This window comes from Streptomyces sp. NPDC048560 (genome assembly GCF_040650955.1).
In the GTDB taxonomy this organism is placed as follows: domain Bacteria; phylum Actinomycetota; class Actinomycetes; order Streptomycetales; family Streptomycetaceae; genus Streptomyces.
On record NZ_JBEZIJ010000006.1, the window covers coordinates 275777 to 292977 of the forward strand.

Consider the following 17201-nt stretch of genomic DNA (forward strand, 5'->3'; position numbering starts at 1 on the left):
ACCGAATGATCCTGACGCCCGCAGAATGGCATACCGCCCAGTCGGTACCTAGGGGTCTGCCGCGTTCTTATCATCACGGTCCTGCAACCTCCCGGACACAGGCACGTCCCCGGGCCGGAACTCAGGGCCGGCCCAGCACCCTGGCGAGTTCGGTGCGGGACCTGACGCCCAGGGTGGCGAAGACGTTGCGCAGGTGGTGGTCGACGGTCCGGGGGCTCACCGAGAGCCGTACCGCCACCTCGCGGTTGGTGGCGCCCTCGGCGACGTACCGGGCGATCCGCTGCTGCTGCGGGGTGAGCTCGGCCAGGGGCGCCGGGCCGGTGGCCTCCGGTACGTCGACCGCCTCCCCGGCCGCACGGAGCTCTCCGGCGGCGCGGGCGGCCCAGACGCGGGCCGAGCAGCGCTCGAAGGCGACCAGGGCGTCGCGCAGGGGCCCCCTGGCGGCTCGGGTCTGCCGGCGGCGCCGCAGCCACTGTCCGTGGAGGAGCTGGGTGCGGGCGCGTTCGAAGTCGCCGCCCGCCCGCTCGTGATGGGCCATGGCTTCCGCGTAACGGCCGGCGGCCTCCTCCGGGGGCGCCAGCAGGGCCCGGCAGCGGGCCAGCTGGGCGGGGACCTGCGGGTCGGTGGTGCGCCCGGCCCATGCGGCGAACTCCTCCAGGGCCGCCGCGAGACCGTCCGGCGACTCGTCCGCGCGACCCGAGAGCACCGCTGCCTCGATGTAGCACGGTATGGCGAGCAGCCGGGTGGCGAAGTGGCCGCGCCGTGGCCCGGGTCCGACCAGCGGCGCGAGCCGGGCGGCCGCCTCGCCGGGCCGTCCGGCGGCCAGGTCGGCGCGGGCGACCGCCCAGGTGGCGAGTGTCGCCGCCTGGGCGAGGCCGTGCGGCCCGGCGCCGGCCAGGGCGGCGTCGCAGTGGGCGGCGCACGCTTCGGCGGGGCCCTCCACCGAGGCGGCGAGGGCCAGGACGGCGTGCAGATGGGCGGAGGAGTTGGGCTGCCCGGTACGGCGGGCGGCGTGCAGCCCCTCCAGGGCGTGCGCGCGGGCCCTGGCGTGGCGGCCGGCCCGCAGTTCGGCGTAGGCGAGGTGCTCAAGCACCTGCGGCAGCAGTGCCTCGGGCCCCCGGGTGCGTACGGCGGCGAGGGTGCGGGCACCGGCCCGGCAGGCGTCCTCGACGTCCCCGAGCACCAGCGCGCAGACGCCGGCCCGCAGCAGGGCCGTGGGGTCCTCGGCCGCCTCGGCGGCGTCGAGGCAGCCCTGCAGCAGGGCGTGGCCCTCGCCGGTGCGCCCGGCGAACATGGCGCACATTCCGGCGCGGTACCGCTCCACGCCCCGGTCGGGCACGGTCTCGGGGATCCGGTTCATGGCGTCCAGGTAGGCGAGGGCGTCCCCCATCGCCCAGGCGGCCTCGGCCGCGCCGAGCAGTGCGTCCAGGGTGCGTCGGGGGTCGTGGGCGGCGAGCAGCACGGACGCGGCGATGAGCGCTTCCCTGGCATCGGCGGCCGGTCCGTCGCGCAGGGCGAGCATCCCGCGTACGTAGGCGGCGAGACCACCGGCGGTCGGGGTGCCGCTCCCCCGGGCGGTGCCGTACGAGGAGGGGGCGCCGGTCACCGGGTGCGGCCCGGTGCGGGCCAGCAGGGCGCGGGCGCGGGCCGCGTCGCCCGCGAGCCTGGCGTGTTCGGCCGCGGCGGCGAACCGCGCTGCGCGCAGCGCGTCGTCGGTGGAGAGCGCGGCGGACCTGGCGAGGGCCGCGGACCGTTCGGCGTGCGGGCGGGGCGCGACGGCGGCCGCCGCGAGCTGCCCGGCCAGGGCGGCGTCGGGGCCCGGCGCCGCGCAGGCCCGCTGGACGAGCGCGGGCAGTGGCGGTGCGCCCGGCCCGGACAGCAGGGTGGCGAGCAGTTCATGGACGGCGCGGCGCCTGGCCGGGGGAGCGCGGTGCAGGACAGCGCGGCGCAGCAGCGGATGGCTGAAGTGCAGGCGGCTGCCCGTCCGTTGCAGGATTCCGGCGATGCCGGCGGAGCCGAGGAGCACGTGGTCCAGGAAGCCGGGCGCGAGCCCGGCCCCGGCACCGGCCCGCATCAGCAGCGCGGCGTCCGCTCCCCCACCGTCCGGTTCGTGTTCCTCGGCGGCCGCGGCGAGCAGGAGCAGGGTCCGGGTGTCCGGGGCGAGGGCGTCGAGGTGCGCCGCGTGGGAGTCCAGGACGCTCTCGCCGCCCGGCAGCGGATACGGCAGTGCGGTGCGCCCGGCCAGTTGGTCGGCCGTGAGGCGGCCGGCGAGTCCGGCGAGCATCCGCGGGTTCCCGGTGGCCTCCCTCAGCAGTTCGCTCCGTACGACCGGGTCGACTCCCCCGGTTTCCTCGGTGAGCCGGTCCAGCAGGGCGGCCGCCGCGTCGTCGTCGAGCGGGCCGAGCCGGAGGGCGGGCAGCCCGGCGAAGCTGCTTTCGTCCTCCGCGCCCAGGACGACGGCGACCCTGCTGCCCTCGCCGAGCCTGCGGGCCGCGAAGCCGAGCGCGGCGCGCGAGTCGGGGTCCCAGGCGTGGGCGTCGTCGACGCAGACGAGCAGCGGCTGTTCGGCGCCGAGGCCCCTCAGGAGGCCGAGCAGGGCGCCGGGGGTGATGCCGGAGCGCAGCACCTGGTCGGCCTGTGCGGGCAGGACGCCAGGCGCCGAGCAGAGCAGGGCGTGGAGTCCGCTGTAGGGGAGGCGCTGCTCGGCGGGCGCCCCTGTCGCGTACAGCACCGGCCCCTGCTCGCGGGCCCGGTGCGCGGCGGCGGCCTGCCGGAGGAGTGCGGTACGGCCGAGGCCCGGCGGCGCGGTCAGGACGAGAGCGCCGCCGTCACCCGCCCGCAGTCGCCTCAACAGCGTGTCGAGGATGGCCAGTTCACCGCTGCGGCCGTACAGCCGGAGCGGACTGTGCACGGTCGTGGATGAGGTCACGCCGTCACGTTACTTCCGCGTAAACAAGCTCGGAAGACGCCCGTCCGGATGCCCCGCCGGGGCGGCCGGGTGCGGGGCATCCTCCCAACGGGAGGCGCCTGTCGCTGTGCGGCGGCACAGCACCGGACAGGTGGCGGCATACGGAAGGGCCGGACCGGGGTGCCCGGTCCGGCCCTTCCCCCCGTGCGCTAGGAGGTGTGCGGGCAGGTGCCGCGGTACTCGGCGATCGTCAGGCTCGCCTGCGGCAGCGGGCAGAGGAACTGCTCGTACCGGGTGTCGTTGTCGATGAACCGCTTCAGCCACGAAATGCTGTACTTCGCGATCGTGGTGTTGGAGGAGTTCGGGGTGAAGTGCGAGGCGCCGCGCAGCTCCAGGTACGCCTTGTCGAGCGTGCTGGGAAGGGAGTTGTAGAACGGCTCGGAGTGCGAGGCGACCGATGCCACGGAGTCACCGTCCGCGCCGACGACGAGGGTGGGCGTCCGCACCTCCGGCCACGTCTTGTCGAGGTTCCAGCCGGTCAGCGGGATCGCCGCCTGCAGGGAGGGCCGGTCCTTGGCGGCCTCGAGCGTGCCGCCACCGCCCATGGAGTGGCCCATCACGCCGAGCCGGGAGCTGTCGATCCGGCTGCGGACCGAGCTCTGCTGCGTCAGGTAGTCCAGCGCGGCCAGGAGCTGGTCGCCCCGGCTGGCGGGCTGGTCCGACGTGGTGTTGGTGTCGATGGTGAAGACGACGAAGCCCTGGGATGCGAGCCGCGGGCCGAGCCAGGCGATGCTGGACTGGTAGGCGGTGAAGCCGGGTGCGATGGCGATCGCGCCGAAGGTGCCGTCGGCGGTGGACGTCGGGTAGTAGATCGTGCCGCCGCCGAAGCCGCTCACCAGCGAGGAGACCGAGGTCTCCGAGACGGCGTACGAGCCGCGGCTCGCCTCGATGCTCGACACGGTCGGCGCGGGACCGCGCTGGTAGGGGTTGTCTGCGGCCTGGGCACCGCCGGGGATCAGCGCGGTGAACAGACCGGCACCGGCGGCGGCGGTGACCAGCAGGTTCCTGAGCGTGCGGGTGCGGCCCGTGGACGTCCGGTGACGGCGCGGGGAGGTGCCGCCGGAGGGGAGGAGCTGGTGCACGAGGGGGGTCCTCTCGGTTGGGGAGCAACCACACCGTGCTCGGGGAACCCGAGAACCTCGCCCAAGGCTTCGGGGTGCACCGCGTGGCTGCCGCCGTTGTTCGTTGGCGATCGCCACTTTCGCGGTGCACCCCGGGTGCGCACATCGGCGAGATCACCGGTCTTCGCGACCGGGCCCCGCCTGTCCCTTGGGACCTTCTGCCGTGGAGCGGCCCTCAGCGGACCGGGTGGCCGGCCTCCCGCAGAGCGCCCTTGACCTCGGAGATGCGCAGATCACCGAAGTGGAAGACGGACGCGGCGAGCACCGCGTCGGCGCCCGCGTCGACGGCCGGCGCGAAGTCCGCCAGCCGGCCGGCGCCGCCGGAGGCGATGACCGGGACCGTGACGTGCTTGCGTACGGCCGCGATCATCTCGGTGTCGTAGCCGTCCTTGGTGCCGTCGGCGTCCATCGAGTTGAGCAGGATCTCGCCCGCGCCGAGCTCGGCGGCCCGGTGCGCCCACTCGACGGCGTCGATGCCGGTGCCCTTGCGGCCGCCGTGCGTCGTCACCTCGAACGTGCCCGCGGGGGTACGCCGGGCGTCGACCGAGAGCACGAGCACCTGGCGTCCGAAGCGTTCGGCGATCTCGCGGATCAGCTCGGGCCTGGCGATGGCCGCGGTGTTGACGCCGACCTTGTCGGCCCCGGCGCGCAGCAGCTTGTCGACGTCCTCGGTGGTGCGGACGCCGCCGCCGACGGTGAGCGGGATGAAGACCTGCTCGGCGGTGCGGCGCACCACGTCGTACGTGGTCTCCCGGTCGCCGCTGGAGGCGGTGATGTCGAGGAAGGTCAGCTCGTCGGCGCCTTCGGCGTCGTACAGCTTCGCCATCTCGACGGGGTCACCCGCGTCCCGCAGGTTCTGGAAGTTGACGCCCTTGACGACCCGGCCGTTGTCCACGTCCAGGCAGGGGATGACTCGGACCGCGAGGCTCACTTCGTACCGTCCCTGAATGCTTCGACCTCGACCTCGACGACCAGGCTCGGGTCGACGAACCCGGACACGATGATCATCGAGGCGGCGGGCCGTACGTCGTCGAACAGTTCCTTGTGGGCGCGGCCCACCTCTTCGACGTCCCGGGCGTGCGTGATGTACATCCGGGTGCGGACTACGTCCTCGCGGCCGAGGCCGAGCTCCTTCAGCGCGCCGAAGGCGACGTCGAAAGAGGCTCTGGTCTGCTCGTACGGGCTGCCCGCCGAGATCTCGCCCTTGACCACCGAGGTGCAGCCGGCGACCAGGACGAGTCCGCCGGGCAGTTCGACCGCGCGGGAGTAGCCGAACTTCTCCTCCCAGGGGGCTCCGGTGGAGAGGCGGCGTACACGGTCCGTCATGCGGAGACCGCCTTCAGCGCCTCTTCCAGGGTGAACGCCTTCGCGTACAGCGCCTTGCCGACGATCGCGCCCTCGACGCCCTCCGCGACGAGCGAGGAGATCGCCCGCAGGTCGTCCAGCGAGGAGACGCCGCCGGAGGCGACGACGGGCTTGTCGGTGGCGGCGCAGACGTTCCTGAGCAGTTCCAGGTTGGGGCCCTGGAGCGTGCCGTCCTTGGCGATGTCGGTGACGACGTAGCGGGCGCAGCCCTCGGAGTCGAGGCGCGCGAGCGTCTCGTAGAGGTCGCCGCCGTCGCGGGTCCAGCCCCGGCCGCGCAGGGTGGTGCCGCGGACGTCGAGGCCGACGGCGATCTTGTCGCCGTGCTCGGCGATCACCTTGGCGACCCACTCCGGGGTCTCGAGCGCCGCGGTGCCGAGGTTGACGCGGGTGCAGCCGGTGGCGAGCGCCTCGGCGAGCGAGGCGTCGTCGCGGATGCCGCCGGAGAGCTCCACCTTGATGTCCATGGAGCGGGCGACCTCGGCGATCTGCGCCCGGTTGTCACCGGTGCCGAACGCGGCGTCCAGGTCGACGAGGTGCAGCCACTCGGCGCCGGCCCGCTGCCAGGCGAGGGCGGCCTGCAGGGGGTCGCCGTACGAGGTCTCGGAGCCGGACTCGCCGTGGACGAGGCGGACGGCCTGGCCGTCGCGGACGTCGACGGCGGGGAGCAGTTCAAGCTTCGGCATTACAGCGTCTCGATCCAGTTGGTCAGCAGCTGGGCGCCGGCATCGCCGGACTTCTCGGGGTGGAACTGGGTGGCCCACAGGGCGCCGTTCTCCACGGCCGCCACGAAGCGCTCGCCGTGCGTGGCCCAGGTGACCTTGGGAGCGCGGATCTTGGCGTTGGTGACTTCGAGGGACCAGTCGTGCGCCGCGTAGGAGTGCACGAAGTAGTACCTGGCCTCCGCGTCCAGACCGGCGAAGAGCTGGGAGTCCCCGGGGGCCTGGACGGTGTTCCAGCCCATGTGCGGGACCACGTCGGCCTGCAGCGGGCCGACGGTGCCGGGCCACTCGTCCAGCCCTTCCGTCTCCACGCCGTGCTCGATGCCGCGCTCGAACAGGATCTGCATACCGACGCAGATGCCCATGACGGGGCGTCCGCCGGCCAGCCTGCGGCCGATGACCCATTCACCGCGGGCCTTCTTCAGGCCCTCCATGCAGGCGGAGAACGCTCCGACGCCGGGCACGAGCAGCCCGTCGGCGTTCATCGCCGTGTCGAAGTCGCGGGTGATCTCGACGTCCGCGCCGACGTGGGCGAGGGCCCGCTCGGCGGAACGTACGTTGCCGAAGCCGTAGTCGAAGACGACGACCTTCTTCTTGTCACTCACAGACGTCCCTCAGTCCCAGAGTCCCTGAATCCGCAGAATGCCCGCCAGCAGGCACATCGCGGAGCCGATCCCGAGCAGGACGACGATGCCCTTGGGCATGTCCTGTTTCGAGAAGGAGTAGACGCCGCCGGCCAGGAAGAGGCCGACGACGATCAGAATCGTGTTGAGCCCGGTCACAGCGCGCCCTTCGTGGACGGAAGGATTCCGGCCGCGCGCGGGTCGCGCTCGGAGGCGTAGCGCAGGGCGCGGGCGAGCGCCTTGAACTGGCACTCCACGATGTGGTGGGCGTTGCGCCCGTACGGAACGTGGACGTGCAGGGCGATCTGCGCCTGGGCGACGAACGACTCCAGGATGTGCCGGGTCATCGTCGTGTCGTACTCGCCGATCATCGGCGCCATCTTCTCGGGTTCGGTGTGCACCAGGTACGGCCGGCCGGAGAGGTCGACCGTGACCTGGGCGAGCGACTCGTCCAGCGGGACGGTGCAGTTGCCGAAGCGGTAGATGCCGACCTTGTCGCCGAGCGCCTGCCTGAAGGCGCCGCCGAGCGCGAGGGCGGTGTCCTCGATCGTGTGGTGCGAGTCGATGTGCAGGTCGCCGTCGGTCTTGACCGTGAGGTCGAAGAGCCCGTGGCGGCCCAGCTGGTCGAGCATGTGGTCGTAGAAGCCGACCCCCGTCGACACATCGACTTTTCCGGTGCCGTCGAGGTTGATCTCGACGAGCACGGACGTTTCCTTCGTGGTGCGTTCCACGCGGCCTACGCGGGGGTTCATGCCTCGTGCTCCTTCTTGGCGTTCTCAGTGACAAGCGTGCGCGCCGCATCGAGGAACGCGTCGTTCTCGGCCGGGGTCCCCGCGGAGACCCGCAGCCATCCCGGCACCCCGTTGTCCCGGACCAGGACGCCCTGGTCGAGGATCCGCCGCCAGGCGGTGCGGCTGTCGGCGAAGCGGCCGAACTGGACGAAGTTGGCGTCCGAGTCGGTCACGTCGAAGCCGAGTGCGCGCAGCTCGTCGACGATCCGGTCGCGCTCGCTCTTGAGCTGCGCGACGTACCCCAGCAGCGTATCGGTGTGCTCCAGGGCGGCGAGCGCGGTGGCCTGGGTGACGGAGGACAGGTGGTAGGGCAGCCGCACCAGCTGTACGGCGTCGACGACGGCCGGGTCCGCGGCGAGGTAGCCGAGGCGCAGTCCGGCGGCACCGAACGCCTTGGACATGGTGCGCGAGAGCACCAGGTGCGGGCGGCCCTCGATCAGCGGGAGCAGCGAGGGGTGGTGGCTGAACTCGCCGTACGCCTCGTCGACGACGACCATCGACGGCTTGGCCGCCTGCGCCGCTTCGTACAGCGCGAGGACGGTCGCGGCGTCGACCGCGGTACCGGTGGGGTTGTTGGGCGACGTGATGAACACGACGTCCGGCCGGTGCTCGGCGATGGCCTTGAGGGCCGCCGGGAGGTCGATGGTGAAGTCCTCGTCGCGCGGTCCGGAGATCCACCCGGTGCCGGTGCCGCGCGCGATCAGGGCGTGCATCGAGTACGAGGGCTCGAAGCCGATCGCTGTTCGCCCCGGGCCGCCGAAGGTCTGCAGCAGCTGCTGGAGCACCTCGTTGGACCCGTTGGCCGCCCATACGTTGGCGGAGCCGACCTCGTGCCCGGCGGTGCGGGTGAGGTAGCGGGCGAGTTCGGTACGGAGCTCGACGGCGTCCCGGTCGGGGTAGCGGTTGAGGCCGCGGGCGGCCTCACGGACCCGCTCGGCGATCCGGTCGACCAGTGCCTCGGGGAGCGGATACGGGTTCTCGTTGGTGTTCAGGCGTACGGGGACGTCGAGCTGCGGGGCCCCGTAGGGGGACTGGCCGCGGAGCTCGTCACGGATGGGGAGCGCGTCCCAGGGGTTGCGGGTGGTGCTGTCGTTGCTCACGCCTGGGGAACCTCTCCGCCGAACCTCGCCTTGAGCGCGGCGCCGTGCGCCGGGAGGTCCTCGGCCTCGGCGAGGGTCACGACGTGGTGCGTGACCTCGGCGAGCGCGTCGCGCGTGTAGTCGACGATGTGGATGCCGCGCAGGAAGGACTGCACGGACAGGCCCGAGGAGTGGCAGGCGCAGCCGCCGGTGGGCAGGACGTGGTTGGAGCCCGCGCAGTAGTCCCCGAGGGAGACCGGCGACCACGGGCCGACGAAGATCGCTCCGGCGTTGCGGACGCGGTCCGCCAGCGCGGCGGGGTCCGCCGTCTGGATCTCCAGGTGCTCGGCGGCGTACGCGTCGACGACCTTGAGTCCGTCCTCCAGGTCGTTGACCAGGACGATCGCGGACTGGCGGCCGGCCAGGGCGGGGACGATCCGGTCGGTGACGTGCTTGCTCGCGGCGACCTGTGACTTCAGCTCGGCCTCGGTGGCGGCGGCGAGCTCCTCGGAGTCCGTCACGAGGACCGCGGCGGCCATCGGGTCGTGCTCGGCCTGGCTGATCAGGTCGGCGGCGACGTGCACGGGGTCGGCGGTCGCGTCGGCGAGGATCGCGATCTCGGTCGGGCCGGCCTCGGCGTCGATGCCGATGCGGCCCTTGAGGAGGCGCTTGGCGGCGGCCACGTAGATGTTGCCGGGGCCGGTGACCAGATTCACGGGCAGGCAGTCCTCGGTGCCGTACGCGAACATCGCGACGGCCTGGGAGCCGCCGGCCGCGTACACCTCGTCCACGCCGAGGAGGGCGCAGGCGGCGAGGATGGTGGGGTGCGGCAGTCCGCCGAACTCCTTCTGCGGCGGCGAGGACACGGCGATGCCTTCGACGCCCGCCTCCTGGGCCGGTACGACGTTCATGACGACGGACGAGGGGTAGACGGAGCGCCCGCCCGGTACGTAGAGCCCGACGCGGTCGACGGGCACCCACTTCTCGGTGACCGTGCCGCCGGGGACGACCTGGGTGGTGTGCGTGGTGCGGCGCTGCGCGCGGTGGACGAGCCGGGCGCGGCGGATCGACTCCTCCAGCGCGGCCCGCACGGCGGGGTCGAGCTGATCGAGGGCCCCGGTGAGGGCCTCGGCCGGGACCCGGATCGAGTCGAGGCGTACGCCGTCGAGTTTCTCCCCCCACTCGATCACTGCCGCGGAGCCTCGATGGCGTACGTCCTCGCAGATGGGCCGCACCGTCTCCAGGGCGGCTTCGACGTCGAACTCGGCACGGGGCAGCAGGTCGCGCAGGTCGCCGCCCTCGGGGAGGGCATTGCCGCGCAGATCGATTCGAGAGATCACACCCCAATTCTCGCAGACCGCTTCCGGGCCCCGGACGTCCGTATCACTGGCTGATACATGCCCCGGCCGTCACTGCTGACTACTAGCGTTCACGCCGTCACACAGGGGGAAGAACAGGTGTACGGCACCTGCACAGAGGGGACGGCAGTGACCGAGCCGCAGGATGGCGATATCCCGGACGGCCTCAGCGCAGCGGAGCTGGGTATGTGGCAGTCCTTCCGTAACGGCACCACCTACGACCTGCGCACCCGTGACCCGGTGCGCGACGATCCGTTCGCGGCGCACATCTGGGGACCCGAGCGGAGTGTCGGCGCCCGGACGGTGGCCAGGCTGCTGCTGAGCGGACCGGCGGCGCGCCCCGGCCGGGTGGCGGCGCTGAAGCTGCGGGGCGTACGGATCACGGGGCGGCTCGACCTGGCGGGCGGGCGTGTCTCGCCGTACGTGGAGCTGACGGGCTGCCGTTTCGAGCAGGAGGTGGTGCTGCCCGAGTGCCATTTCACGACGCTGCGGATGGTCGGCTGCGCGATCCCGCGCCTTGAGGCGGCCCGGCTGCACACGGAGGGTGACCTGCATCTGCCGCGCTGCCGCATCGAGCGCGGCATCCGGCTCACGGACGCGCAGATCGGGACGGATCTGCTGCTCAACCAGCTCAGCGTCGGACCTGACAGGCGGGGCCGGGCCCTGACCGCCGACGGGCTCGCGGTGGCGCAGGACCTGCAGGCCGAGATGATCGAGACGCGGGGCGAGCTGAGTCTGCGCGGCGCGAAGGTCGGCGGTTCGCTGAGCCTGCGCGGCAGCAGGCTCCGGGGTACCGAGGGGCGGCGGGCGCTGAACGCCCCGCAGCTGACCGTCGAGCGGACGCTGTACATGACCGAGGCGTGGGTGAGCGTCGACACGGGGAACCAGGGCACCACTCCCCCGTACGGCATCACGCGGTCCACGGGCACCCCGGCACGCGGCACCCGTTCCCAGGTCTTCGAGTGCCGGGGCGGGGTACGGCTGGACGACGGCAGGTTCGGCGACGCGGTGGACCTGCACAAGGCGCGCTTCGTGCTGGCCCGGCACGAGGAGCTGTCGTTGCGCAGGATCGTCACGCCCGAGCTGCGCTTCAACGCGGAGCGGCCGGAGGAGGGCCGCGTCGTCCTGAACGGCGCGAAGGTCGTCACGCTGATCGACGTGTCGACCAGCTGGCCGGGCCCCGGCGGTCTGGCGATGGGCGGATTCGTGTACGAGAACCTCGTCCCGTACGGGCACTTCCCGCTCACCAGGCGGCTGGAATGGGTGCTGGCTGCGACCCCGGAGTACGTACCGGAGCCCTATGAGCGGCTCGCCTCGGTCATGCGCAGCTGCGGCGAGGACGCGGACGCCCGGGAGGTGCTGCTCGCCAAGCAGCGGCGGCGACGGGAGACGCTGCCGCCCGCCGCCCGGCTGTGGGGCTACATCCAGGACTGGACGGTGGCGTACGGCTACCGGCCGGGGCGGGCGGCGGTGTGGATGGCCGTGCTGTGGGCGGCGGGCACGGTGGCGTTCTCCCGGTACGACCCCGCGGCGATCAAGCGGGACGAGCACCCGGAGTGGAACGCCGCCCTGTACGCGCTCGATCTGCTGGTCCCGGTGATCAATCTCGGGCAGGACGGCTACTGGCGGCTGGAGGGCGGCTGGCAGTGGGTGGGGGCGGCGCTCGTCCTGCTGGGCTGGATATTGGCCACGACGGTGGCGGCGGGCGCCTCCCGGCTGCTGCGCCGCGGCTGATCCGGGAACCGCACCGGATTCCTCAACGGCCTTTCGTACAAGGGCTGTAGCCGTCCGGCGCCGGAGCGGCGAGATATGACCAACAGGGCGGATTCAAGCCAGAATCCGGCATTTCCTTTGCCTTATCTTGACCCGCGTCAGGGCAACCCCCGCACTCGGCACAGAAGCTTCACCTCACCCCACTGGCGCGCCCCTCACCAGCGCTTTTCAATGGTCTGAGCCATGTCATTCCTTCGCGCTCTGCTCAGCACCACGCGCATGATCCGGCACAGCCCCGAGCTGTCCGCCGGGCTGCCCGTGGATGACGCGGTGCTGCTCGACGCCCCCGACGAGCGGCTGTCCCCCGCGCTGGTGGCCGCCGCCCTCGGCGCGTACGAACCCGCCGCCGAACTTCTCGCCGCCACCAGGGAGGGCGCCGAGTGGGAGACCCGCGACCGCTTCCTCACCCGCCTGGTCACCTTCGCGCACAGCCGTGACGGCTGGCTCGCCGGCTGGCTGGCCGCCGCGCCCCGCGACCCCGACGCGCTGCTCGTCAAGGCCGGGCTGGCGGTCCGCCGGGCCTGGGAGTCACCGGCCCGCGCCGAGCGGCTGCGCGAGGTGGGCCCGCTCATCTCGGCGGCGGCCGAGGCCCAGCCGGGCGACCCTGTGCCCTGGCGGCTCGCCCTGGACCACGCCCGCGGCACACACGCCACCCACACCGCCTTCGAGGCCCTCTGGGAGCAGGCCATACGGCGCTCCCCGCACCACTACGGCTGCCATGTCGCGGCCCTCCAGTACCTCTCCGCCGCCTGGTACGGCTCGCACCGCGAGTGCTTCGACTTCGCCGAACAGGCGGCCGAGGACGCCCTGCCCGACTCCCTGGTGCAGGCGTTGCCGGTACGGGCCGCCTTCGCCCTGCTGCTCGACGCGCCGCCCGCCGACCGGGCGGGCCCGGTGCACGTGGAGCGGATCGACGCCGCCGCCGATCTCGCGATCAGGCTCTCCGCCGCCTACCGGCCCGGTGACCTCTGGCCGGCGGAGACGCGCAACCTCCTGGCGTACGTGCTCGTGGTGCGCGGGCGGTGGGGCGAGGCCCTGGACCAGTTCCGCCTGATCGGACCGCACGCGACGTCGTTCCCGTGGGCCTCGGTGTCCGACGATCCGCTCGGTCAGTTCCTCGACGCGAGGGACGGCGCGCGCCTCCAGGTGGCCTCCATGACCCCCTTGCGCAACCGGGAAGGCCGCAGCGGCGCGCGTGGCCATTACGCTTGACCGTTGTGACCACCGCTCGCCTCCCCCTCTTCCCGCTCAACGCGGTGCTGTTTCCCGGCCTCGTGCTGCCGCTCAACGTCTTCGAGGAGCGTTATCGCGCCATGATGCGCGCGCTGTTGCAGACCGACGAGGACGACGCGCGCCGCTTCGTCGTGGTCGCGATCCGCGACGGCCGCGAAGTCGCCCCGACAGCCACCGGGATGCCGGACAGCCTCACCGCGGCCGTCCCCACCGACCGCGCACCCGCCGACGGCTTCGGGCCCGACCCGATCCAGTCCTTCCACCGGGTCGGCTGCATCGCGGACGCCGCGAAGATCCGTGAACGCGCGGACGGGAGCTTCGAGATCCTGGCCACCGGCACGGTCAGGGTGAAGCTGCTGTCCGTCGACGCGAGCGGCCCCTATCTGACGGCCGAGGTCGAGGAGCTGACCGAGGAGCCGGGCGACGAGGAGAGCGGCGGGACGAACGGGGCGGAGGAGGCGGGCGCGCTCGCCGAGGGCGTCCTGCGGGCCTTCCGCGGCTACCAGAAGCGGCTCGCGGGGGCCAGCGAACGCTCCCTGACCACCGGCGCGGACCTGCCCGACGACCCGTCGGTGGTCTCGTACCTGGTGGCCGCCGCCGCCGTGCTCGACATCCCGTCGAAGCAGCGCCTGCTCCAGGCCCCGGACACCGCGACCCGGCTGCGCGAGGAACTGACCCTCCTGCGCCAGGAGACCGCGGTCATCCGGCATCTGCCGTCACTGCCCGCGGTGGAGCTCACCCGGGCCCCCACGCACCCCAACTGACCCGAGGAACCTGCCCCGTGGCGAAGAAGCCGAAGAAGCAGCAGGGCGGCACCCCGGCCACGGTCGCCCTGACCGCGGCGGGCACCGCCTTCACCGTCCACGCCTACGACCACGACCCGTCGTCCCCGTCCTACGGCGAGGAGGCGGCACAGGCCCTCGGCGTCTCCCCGGACCGGGTGTTCAAGACCCTGGTGGCCGACGTGGACGGCGAACTGACGGTAGCGGTCGTCCCGGTGGCCGGCTCCCTGGACCTGAAGGCCCTGGCTTCGGCGGTGGGCGGCAAGCGGGCCACGATGGCGGACCCGACGGCGGCGGAGCGCACCACGGGCTACGTACGGGGCGGAATCTCCCCCCTGGGCCAGCGCAAACCCCTGCGCACGGTCCTGGACGCCTCGGCGGAGACCCACGCGACCATCTGCGTCTCGGCGGGCCGCAGGGGCCTGGAGGTAGAACTGAAGGCCGCGGACCTGGCAGCACTGACGAACGCGCTGTTCGCCCCGATCGGCCGCACCTGACGCCCCACCGGAGAACGCGCCGAGGCGAAACCACCCGCCCCGCCCGTCGAGCCACCTTCCAGCCCGTGCCGGGCAACCACCCGGCCCGTCCGGCGTCCGAGGACAGGGGTCCGGGGCGAAGCCCCGGTTCAGGGAAGGGGCGGGCAGGGGAACAGCCCGCCGCGGGCGCCCACCCGGAGCCTAGGACCGCACCGGCTCCCCGCCACCCGAACCCGCGCCGGACCCACCCGGAGCACCCGGCCCCGCCCCCCACGTCTCCTCCGGCACCCACTCCGGCTCAGGATCCCGCGGAGCGAACAACGCCGTCAGACCCAGATGCACCAGCATCGCGACGATCGGCCACGCCAGCACCACCCCCGCGGCATGCAGCTTCAGCGGCGCGTCGAAGGTGACTCCCTTGCCGACCTCCCGCGCCCGCGCGACCACGTCGGACGAGGGTCCGAACCAGACGCCGATCCCCCACGCGAGCAGCGACCCCAGCAGGGCGCCGAGCGCCAGCCCGGCCACCAGCGGGATGCCTCCGCGGCGGCGGTAGAGGAACACCGCGAGCGCGGACACGACACCGAAGGCGAGCGCCAGCAGCACGAACGTGCCGTCCGCCGCCACCGCCTCCTCGCCCTCACTGTCCTTGAGGAAGACCGCCGTGTCGTCGGAGATCAGCGGCACGCGGGGCGCCAGCCACAGCCACAGCAGCCCGAGGACCACACCCGCGGCAGTCAGCAGGGCGGTGATCACGAAGGCCTGCCGCAGCTCCGTCGCCAGTTCCTGGCCGTGCGCCGGCTTGTGGCCGGGCGCCGGCGAGGCACCCGACGGCGGCGTCTGCCACGGATCGTTCGACGAGGGCTGGTCCGGCGGCGTCAGAGGTGCTGTCACCGTGCCATCGTGCCAGGTGGCCCCGTGCCGCGCCTCACCGGACCGATCCCCGGCTGCCGGAGACCCGCTACCGGACCGCGGCCCGCCGGTAGGCCCATGTGGCCACAGCCAGCGACAGGACCCCCACCACCGCGCAGACGGCGAGGTCCAGGAGGATGACCGGCCAGTCCGGGTGCGCGTCGAAGGACCGCGCGAGCGCCTCCACCCCGTACGTCGAGGGCAGCAGATCGCGCGCCCATCCGACCGGCTGCGGCAGCCGCTCAGCCGGCAGCACGCCCAGCAGCAACGCGGCGGACATGCCCAGCTGCCCGAGCAGCGTCGCTAGTTCCTGACGCGGCGCCAGCAGCCCGAGCGCCGCCCCGAGACCGGCCAGCGCGGCCCCGGAGAGCGGGACGACGGCGACCAGCACCCACAGGTGAGTCATCGGCAGCTGGAAGAGAACGCTGCCGGTCACGGCCGTGACGATCGTGCCGGGCACGGTGAAGGACGCGTACGCACCCGCCGCACCCAGCACCACCGCGGCCGGAGGCACGGGCAGCGTGGCGTAGTGGTCGAGTCCGCCGCTCGCGCGCAGCTGCCCGAAGTACTGGGCGAGCAGGTTCAGCGCGACGAACGCCACGACCAGCACGCTCGACCCGGCGACGACGGCGCGCGCCTCGGACCCCCCGTCCACGACCCCGCGCATCAGGACCATGATCCCGATGGACTGGAAGGTCGCCACGAACAGCAGCGGGATGCGGGCGACCCGGGCCCGCGAGAGCTGGGCGCGGTACACGGCGGCGAGCGCGGGCAGCAGCCTCGCCCGCGGGGCCAGCGGCGCGGGCTCCGCGGCACAGGCGTCGTACGGAGCGGCCGCGGACCGGACGTGTCCGGACACCGCCCCCGCCTCCGCCGCCGTCCCGGGTCCCTTGGCCGCCTCCGTGCGAACGATGCTCGTCACCTGGCGCTGCTCCCCTTCGATACGCGAGACACGTCCATGTTCACGTTCACGCCTTCACCAGTCCCTCGGTCGCCCTGACCGCGTCCCCGCCGAGCGCGAGATAGACGTCCTCCAGGCTGGGCGTGGCCAGGGTGAAGTCGTCGAGAGCGGCGAACGCGGCCCCGCCGGTCACCGCGGCCACCGCCGCCCGCGCCTCGTCGGGAGCCAGCCGCAGCACCCAGCGCCGCCCGGACTCGGTCGCGGACCCGCGCAGGGCCGCCACCTCGGGGACGTCCAGAGGGGCACGCTCGCGCCAGACCAGCTCGACACGGACCTCCCCCGCCACCTGCTCCTTGAGCCCGTTGGGGGTGTCGCAGGCGATGACCTTGCCCCGTTCCAGGACGGCGACCCGGTCGAGGACCGTCTCCGCCTCGATCACGTTGTGGGTGACGAGCAGCACCGTGGCGCCCCGCTCGGCCCGGCGCCGGTCCACGGCGGCCCAGACGGCACGCCTGGCGACCGGGTCCATACCGGTGGTCGGCTCGTCCAGCACGAGGACGGGGCGCTCCCCGACCAGCGTCGCGGCGAAACAGGCGAGCCGCCGCTGACCGCCGGAAAGCCTCTTCAGGGGGCGCCCGGCAAGTTCGGTGAGTCCCAGCTCCTCGAGTACGGAGTCACGCGCCGCGCGCGCCTCGCGGGCGGGGAGGCCGCGCAGCCGCCCGGTCGTCTCGGCGGCGAGGGAGACGGTCAGTTCGTCGAGGGCGGTGGATTCCTGCCCGAGGTAGCCGATCAGCCGGGAGGCCCGCTCGGGGTGGCGCACGAGGTCGTGGCCCAGCACCTCCACGCTGCCGGAGTCGGGCCGCATCAGTCCGGTGAGCTGGCGCACCAGGGTGGACTTGCCCGCGCCGTTGGGTCCGAGGAGACCGAAGATCTCGCCCTGCCGGACATCGAGGCTGATCCCGTCGGTGGCCCGCACCTCGGGCGTGGCTGCCGCGCCGCGGCGGCCCCGGACGGCGGGATAGGTCTTGACCAGATCACGCACCGCGCACACGGTCCCGGTCTGCGCCTGTGCTGTGCCCGTACTCACGAGGTACGAGGGT

At 73.2% G+C, this 17201-nt stretch carries 17 protein-coding genes; 4 read left to right on the forward strand and 13 right to left on the reverse strand.

Going from position 1 to position 17201, the window contains the following annotated elements; genetic code table 11:
* Positions 1-121: 121 nt before the first annotated feature.
* The 10 genes from AB0C82_RS18430 to hisD all read right to left on the reverse strand — a co-directional run bounded on the left by AB0C82_RS18430 (position 122) and on the right by hisD (position 10006).
* Positions 122-2929, reverse strand: a complete 2808-nt coding sequence (locus AB0C82_RS18430) for a LuxR family transcriptional regulator (protein ID WP_362842737.1) — start codon at positions 2927-2929, stop codon at positions 122-124.
* Positions 2930-3117: 188 nt separating this feature from the next.
* Complete coding sequence (locus tag AB0C82_RS18435; protein WP_362842739.1) at positions 3118-4050, reverse strand: alpha/beta hydrolase; 933 nt, start codon at positions 4048-4050, stop codon at positions 3118-3120.
* A 214-nt stretch (positions 4051-4264) separates the two neighbouring features.
* Complete coding sequence (gene hisF / locus AB0C82_RS18440) at positions 4265-5020, reverse strand: imidazole glycerol phosphate synthase subunit HisF (protein WP_362842742.1); 756 nt, start codon at positions 5018-5020, stop codon at positions 4265-4267.
* The gene (locus tag AB0C82_RS18445; RefSeq protein WP_362842745.1) at positions 5017-5415 is read right to left on the reverse strand and encodes a RidA family protein; all 399 of its coding nucleotides are present in this window, start codon (positions 5413-5415) and stop codon (positions 5017-5019) included. Before AB0C82_RS18445 ends, hisF begins: the two co-directional genes overlap by 4 nt.
* A complete protein-coding gene (priA, locus tag AB0C82_RS18450; RefSeq protein ID WP_362842747.1) occupies positions 5412-6137 on the reverse strand; it encodes a bifunctional 1-(5-phosphoribosyl)-5-((5-phosphoribosylamino)methylideneamino)imidazole-4-carboxamide isomerase/phosphoribosylanthranilate isomerase PriA in 726 nt (241 codons plus the stop codon). The genes AB0C82_RS18445 and priA overlap by 4 nt, the downstream gene beginning before the upstream one ends.
* Positions 6137-6778: an imidazole glycerol phosphate synthase subunit HisH gene (hisH, locus tag AB0C82_RS18455; RefSeq protein WP_362842750.1), complete on the reverse strand. Its 642-nt coding sequence runs from the start codon at positions 6776-6778 to the stop codon at positions 6137-6139. The genes priA and hisH overlap by 1 nt, the downstream gene beginning before the upstream one ends.
* A gap of 9 nt (positions 6779-6787) precedes the next feature.
* Positions 6788-6955, reverse strand: coding sequence for a hypothetical protein (locus AB0C82_RS18460; protein ID WP_362842752.1), 168 nt, complete (start codon positions 6953-6955; stop codon positions 6788-6790).
* Positions 6952-7548: an imidazoleglycerol-phosphate dehydratase HisB gene (gene hisB, locus AB0C82_RS18465; protein ID WP_362842755.1), complete on the reverse strand. Its 597-nt coding sequence runs from the start codon at positions 7546-7548 to the stop codon at positions 6952-6954. Before hisB ends, AB0C82_RS18460 begins: the two co-directional genes overlap by 4 nt.
* Positions 7545-8687 carry a histidinol-phosphate transaminase gene (locus tag AB0C82_RS18470; RefSeq protein WP_362842758.1) on the reverse strand — a complete coding sequence of 381 codons (1143 nt, stop codon included), beginning with the start codon at positions 8685-8687 and terminating at the stop codon, positions 7545-7547. Before AB0C82_RS18470 ends, hisB begins: the two co-directional genes overlap by 4 nt.
* Positions 8684-10006 (reverse strand): histidinol dehydrogenase, encoded by a 1323-nt coding sequence (hisD, locus tag AB0C82_RS18475; protein ID WP_362842761.1) that lies wholly within the window; start codon positions 10004-10006, stop codon positions 8684-8686. The genes AB0C82_RS18470 and hisD overlap by 4 nt, the downstream gene beginning before the upstream one ends.
* Positions 10007-10153: 147 nt before the next feature.
* Here hisD and AB0C82_RS18480 point away from each other — a divergent pair, with 147 nt between their 5' ends.
* The 4 genes from AB0C82_RS18480 to ybaK all read left to right on the forward strand — a co-directional run bounded on the left by AB0C82_RS18480 (position 10154) and on the right by ybaK (position 14309).
* The gene (locus AB0C82_RS18480; RefSeq protein ID WP_362842764.1) at positions 10154-11758 is read left to right on the forward strand and encodes an oxidoreductase; all 1605 of its coding nucleotides are present in this window, start codon (positions 10154-10156) and stop codon (positions 11756-11758) included.
* A 222-nt stretch (positions 11759-11980) separates the two neighbouring features.
* Positions 11981-13009, forward strand: coding sequence for a hypothetical protein (locus AB0C82_RS18485; protein WP_362842767.1), 1029 nt, complete (start codon positions 11981-11983; stop codon positions 13007-13009).
* Between the two features lie 5 nt (positions 13010-13014).
* A complete protein-coding gene (locus tag AB0C82_RS18490; protein WP_362842770.1) occupies positions 13015-13794 on the forward strand; it encodes an LON peptidase substrate-binding domain-containing protein in 780 nt (259 codons plus the stop codon).
* Positions 13795-13811: 17 nt separating this feature from the next.
* A complete protein-coding gene (ybaK, locus tag AB0C82_RS18495) occupies positions 13812-14309 on the forward strand; it encodes a Cys-tRNA(Pro) deacylase (protein ID WP_362842773.1) in 498 nt (165 codons plus the stop codon).
* A 180-nt stretch (positions 14310-14489) separates the two neighbouring features.
* On the opposite strand, the gene AB0C82_RS18500 is transcribed toward ybaK, so the two are convergent.
* From AB0C82_RS18500 to AB0C82_RS18510, 3 genes are all read right to left on the reverse strand, one after another.
* Positions 14490-15182, reverse strand: coding sequence for an ABC transporter permease (locus AB0C82_RS18500; protein WP_362842776.1), 693 nt, complete (start codon positions 15180-15182; stop codon positions 14490-14492).
* A 67-nt stretch (positions 15183-15249) separates the two neighbouring features.
* Positions 15250-15996 (reverse strand): ABC transporter permease, encoded by a 747-nt coding sequence (locus AB0C82_RS18505; RefSeq protein WP_362843167.1) that lies wholly within the window; start codon positions 15994-15996, stop codon positions 15250-15252.
* A 172-nt stretch (positions 15997-16168) separates the two neighbouring features.
* A complete protein-coding gene (locus tag AB0C82_RS18510) occupies positions 16169-17152 on the reverse strand; it encodes an ABC transporter ATP-binding protein (RefSeq protein ID WP_362843170.1) in 984 nt (327 codons plus the stop codon).
* Positions 17153-17201: the final 49 nt, after the last annotated feature.

Coding starts and splice junctions, on each gene's coding strand:
- priA (WP_362842747.1), bottom strand. CDS start 6,137: ATGCCGAAGCTTGAACTGCTCCCCGCCGTCGACGTCCGCGACGGCCAG.
- hisB (WP_362842755.1), bottom strand. CDS start 7,548: ATGAACCCCCGCGTAGGCCGCGTGGAACGCACCACGAAGGAAACGTCC.
- AB0C82_RS18445 (WP_362842745.1), bottom strand. CDS start 5,415: ATGACGGACCGTGTACGCCGCCTCTCCACCGGAGCCCCCTGGGAGGAG.
- AB0C82_RS18485 (WP_362842767.1), top strand. CDS start 11,981: ATGTCATTCCTTCGCGCTCTGCTCAGCACCACGCGCATGATCCGGCAC.